The sequence below is a fragment of the Mesorhizobium sp. M7A.F.Ca.US.008.03.1.1 genome (assembly GCF_003997495.1).
Classification (GTDB): domain Bacteria; phylum Pseudomonadota; class Alphaproteobacteria; order Rhizobiales; family Rhizobiaceae; genus Mesorhizobium.
In genome coordinates, this window is the sequence record NZ_RZRU01000066.1 from 1 (window position 1) to 399 (window position 399).

Sequence of the window (399 nt, forward strand, 5' to 3'; positions counted from 1 at the left end):
GAAGGGATAGACGGGGCGTTGTGCCATGTCAGCGGTCCTTTCGGGGAGATTGGTGGGAGGGGTCAAGTCGAGAGACGACGTTGACGAGGTCGTCAGCCCGCAGGTCGTCGATGCGCAGACAAGGTCCACCCAAGGCTGTGGCAATGTCGCGGGCCCGAGACAGCTGGATACCTCGTGGGTCCTCGGTGTCGATGACGACCCAGCTGAGTCGTGTGTCGACGCCGAGCTTGGTTGCCACCCGAATCGCCTCATCGGTGGCCTGGGAGTTGGGACGGCCGTCCAGACTGACGTTGCCGCGCCCGTCGGTGACGAGGATGAGTAATGGTCGCAGCCCGGGGTCCTTGAGGAGCAGGGGCCGTACCACCTCGCAGGCCTTAATCAGTCCGGCCGACAGCGGGG

1 pseudogene is annotated in these 399 nt (G+C 64.9%); it reads right to left on the reverse strand.

The annotated features are described in order from the left end of the window. Positions 1-28: 28 nt before the first annotated feature. Positions 29-399: pseudogene (locus EOA16_RS32465) on the reverse strand (hypothetical protein); the annotation flags it as partial.